Origin of the sequence: Curtobacterium luteum (genome assembly GCF_001475545.1) — a bacterium.
Lineage (GTDB): Bacteria > Actinomycetota > Actinomycetes > Actinomycetales > Microbacteriaceae > Curtobacterium > Curtobacterium luteum_A.
Window position 1 is genome coordinate 1 of the sequence record NZ_LDQC01000134.1, and the last position, 4,137, is coordinate 4,137.

Here is a 4,137-nt window from a genome sequence, read left to right on the forward strand (position 1 = left end):
CGCGCCGGCGTCGGCGAGCGGTGCGCCGCCCTCGGACGTGGGAGCGTCGGCACCGTCGTCGACGGAGGTCGTCAGGTGTCTGGGGTGCGCTGCGTCCGCCGCGTGCCCGGCGAGCGTCGCGGACTCCGGGACACCGCGGTCCGGTGCCTCCTTCGCGGGCGCGGGCGCTCCGGGCAGGTCCTCACCGGGAGCGGACACCCGGGGCTCGTACCGCGGCTCCGACGCGCCGGACGCGGGGGGTCCCGTCGCGGGGGCGGGCACCGTCGGGGTGTCGGTCTCCGGGGCCGCGACGTGCTGCGCCGGGTGCGTCGGCCGCGGGGTGTCCTCGGGCATCCGACGCGGGAGGACGGGCGGCGGCGGTGGCGGCACGGGCGGGACGCTCGGCCCCTGACCACGACCGGGGTGCTGCGGCGGGGGCTGTGCCTCCGTCCCACGGTCCTTCGGCGTCTTGTCGGCGTCGGTCATCGGTGCGGTCCCTCCACGACGAGCAGGTGCACGGGCTCCTGGAAGGCGTCCAGGCGTACGTAGTTCGACGAGCCCCACACCCAGCGCTGCCCGGTGACGACATCGCGGACGTCGAACGGTTCCTCGGAGGCGAGCCCGAGGGCGGCCAGGTCGAGGTGGACCGTGGTCTCGCGGGCCGAGTGGGGATCGACGTTGGCGACGACGATCACGGTGTCGTCGCGGCCGGACCGGACGAACCGGCCCGGCAGGTGCTTGGAGTACACGACGATGGCCGGGTCCTCGGCGTGGTGCACGTGCAGGTTCCGGAGCTGCCGGAGCGCCGGGTGCGCTGCACGGAAGCGGTTGAGCATCGTCACGTAGGGTGCCAGGCTCGCACCCTCGGCCTCGGCGAGGGCGAAGTCGCGCGGCTTGTACTCGTACTTCTCGTTGTCGATGTTCTCCTCGGACCCCGGTCGGGCGACGTCCTCGAAGAGCTCGTACCCGGAGTACATACCCCACGTCGGCGCACCGGTCGCGGCGAGGGCGGCACGGACCTTGTAGCCCGCTCGGCCGCCGAACTGCAGGTACTCGGTGAGGATGTCCGGCGTGTTCACGAAGAGGTTCGGGCGCAGGTACGCGCTCGTCTCGTGGCTGAGCTCCTCGAAGTAGGACTCGATCTCCTCACGCGTGTTCCGCCACGTGAAGTACGTGTACGACTGCTGGAAGCCGACCTCGGCGAGCGCCCGCATCATCGCCGGGCGGGTGAACGCCTCGGCGAGGAACACCGTGTCCGGGTGCTCGTCGCGGACCTCGCGGATGACCCGCTCCCAGAACCAGAGCGGCTTCGTGTGCGGGTTGTCGACGCGGAAGATCCGCACGCCGAACGACATCCAGTGCCGCAGGACGCGCAGCACCTCGGTGACGAGACCCTCGGGATCGGCGTCGAACTGGATCGGGTAGATGTCCTGGTAGCGCTTCGGCGGGTTCTCGGCCGTGGCGATCGAGCCGTCTGCGCGCTGGGTGAACCAGTCCGGGTGCTCGGTCACCCAAGGGTGGTCGGGGGAGCACTGGAGCGCGAAGTCGAGCGCGACCTCCATCCCGGTGTTCTTCGCGGTCTCGACGAACTCGCGGAAGTCGTCCTCGGTGCCGAGGTCGGGGTGGATCGCGTCGTGACCGCCCTCGGCCGAACCGATCGCCCACGGGCTGCCTGGGTCGTGCGGGCCGGGCGTCAGCGTGTTGTTCGGGCCCTTGCGTGCCGTCGTGCCGATGGGGTGGATCGGCGGCAGGTAGACCACGTCGAACCCCATCCGGGCGACCGCGGGCAGGCGGCGGGCGGCGGTGCGGAAGTCACCGCTCTTCCACGAGCCGTCGGCGTTCTTCTTCGCGCCCTCGCTCCGGGGGAAGAATTCGTACCAGGCACCCACGCCGGCCCGGGTGCGCTCGACGTCGAGCAGCTGCGTCGGCGAGTGGGTCCAGAGCGAGGTGAGGGGCGCGTCCTCGACCTCGCTCGTGATGCGGGGATCGTCGATGGCGGCGAGGCGCTCGGCGGGGTCGAGTGCGGTGTCGCGGATGCGGGCAGCGGCGCGCGACGCGGCGGGGGAGTCCGTCTCGGCGGCGAGTCGGTCGAGCAGGACGCCGCCGTCGAGGAGCGTGGCCTCGGTGTCGACGCCGGCCGCGATCTTCAGGCGCGCGGCGTGCACCCACGTGGCCCAGTCGTCGGAGTACGACTCGACGTGCCACGACCAGACGCCGACGTGGTCGACCTGCACGGTCGCCTCGTATCGATCGGTTCCGGGGGCGACGAGGGTGAGTGGGACGGTCCTGGTGCCGCCGTCGGGACGTTCGAGCACCAGGTCGGCGCCGATGACGCCGTGCCCTTCTCGGAACACGGTCGCCCCGAAGGTGATCACCTCGCCGTCGAACGCCTTGCTCGGGTAACCGTTCGGCGTCGCGGGTGCGAGTTCGATGATGGGGATGCGCCCGGGCTTCGGTCGCCGGGGTCGGTCTGCGGTGGCCACGGAGCCGACGCTACCCGGAAGCCGCGACGGCGTTCTCCGGAAGGCGTGTCGTGTGGACGACGAGCGCGCCCGTCGCGCCTGTGGAGGAACGGCCTTGAGAGGCGCGCCGCGCCGGTCGGGAGGCCCGTGGCGGCCCCGAGCCGCGCCTCCCGTCCGACACGTACCGAGCGCGACCGGGTGCGTCGATCCTTCCCAGAACGAGTGACGTACCAGGCCGGAACGGGCACGGCTGGTCGATCCGAGCGACCAGCCACGCCCGGAGCGACCAGCCACGCCCGGAACGACCAGCCACGCCCGGAACGACCAGCCACGCCCGAGCCGAGCCGAGCCGACCCGCCGCCGCAGCGGCGCTACGCGATCTCGAACACGTGGATGCCCGGGCCGTACGCCGTGAACACCTGCCCCGCGGGGCGGAGCCGCTCGTGGTCACGGTGCTTCTCGCTCGACCACGCCAGCCGGTAGCCGAGCACGTCCTCGCGCACCGGCAGCGTGATGTCCCGCGTCCGACCGCTGCCGTGCACGACCACCAGCACGCGGTCGTACGGCTCGTGCTCCGGTGTCGACTCCACGAAGTACTGCAGCGCCCGGTGGATCGGCTGGTCCCAACCCTCGAGGGTCATCGGACCGCCGTCCGGCCCGTACCACGTCATCCGCGAGGCCCCCGGGGTCTCCAGGCCCTCGACGCCGAAGCGCGTCGGCCGGAGCGCCGGGTGTGCCGCGCGGAGCCGGGTGAGCTCCGCGACGGTGTTGGTCGTCGACTCGGCGTCCTCGTCGTCGGACCAGTCGACCGGGGTGAGGTCCTCCGACACGACGTAGGCGTTGTTGTTGCCGTGCTGGGTGCGGCTCCGTTCGTCGCCGGCGGTGAGCATCGGCACCCCGGCGGAGAGCATGAGCGTCCCGAGGAGGTTGCGCATGCTCCGACCACGGGCCGCTCGCACGCCCCGGTCGGCCGTGTCGCCCTCGATGCCGTGGTTGAACGAGCGGTTGTCGTCCGAGCCGTCGCGGTTCTCCTCGCCGTTCGCGGCGTTGTGCTTGCGGTCGTACGAGACCAGGTCGAGGAGTGTGAAGCCGTCGTGCGCGGTGACGAAGTTGACGCCCGCCAGCGGCCCGCGGTCCGCGCCGAACACGTGGCGCGAGCCGGTCAGTGCTCCGGCGAGCGCCCCGATGCCGGTGCGCGGTGCCCCGTTGCGGCGCTCCTCGGCGATGTCGGTGAGCCAGAACTGGCGGACCGTGTTCCGGAAGCCGTCGTTCCACTCGCTCGTGCCCGAGCCCGCGCCGCCGAACGACCCGGTGCGCCACCCGTCCGGTCCGACGTCCCACGGCTCGGCGACCACGAGCACGTCCTGCAGGTCGGGGTGCTCCCGGATCCGCTCGAGCAGTGGGTGCGCCGGGTCGAACACGTGCCGGGCGTCACGGGCGAGCGAGGCCATGAGGTCGAACCGGAAGCCGTCGACCCGGACCTCCTTCGCCCAGTAGCGCAGGCTGTCGACGACGAGGTCGGCGCTCGCCGCGACGGAGGTGTCGAGCGTGTTCCCGCAGCCGGTGGTGTCGTAGTACGCGTCTGCGTCCGCCGCCCACCGGTAGTGGTTCGCGCCGTCCAGGCCGCGGAGCGAGGACGTCGGCCCGCCGAGGCCCTCCTCGGCGGTGTGGTTGTAGACGACGTCGAGGACGACCT

General features: G+C 72.4%; 1 protein-coding gene and 2 pseudogenes. All 3 read right to left on the reverse strand.

Annotation, left to right across the window (positions count from 1 at the left end; genetic code table 11):
* A pseudogene (locus NS184_RS18020) lies at positions 1-465 on the reverse strand (hypothetical protein); the annotation flags it as partial.
* Positions 462-2,462 (reverse strand): alpha-1,4-glucan--maltose-1-phosphate maltosyltransferase, encoded by a 2,001-nt coding sequence (locus NS184_RS16515; protein WP_242863095.1) that lies wholly within the window; start codon positions 2,460-2,462, stop codon positions 462-464. The gene NS184_RS16515 and the pseudogene NS184_RS18020, both read right to left, overlap by 4 nt.
* Before the next feature lie 350 nt (positions 2,463-2,812).
* Positions 2,813-4,137: pseudogene (locus NS184_RS16520) on the reverse strand (glycogen debranching enzyme); the annotation flags it as partial.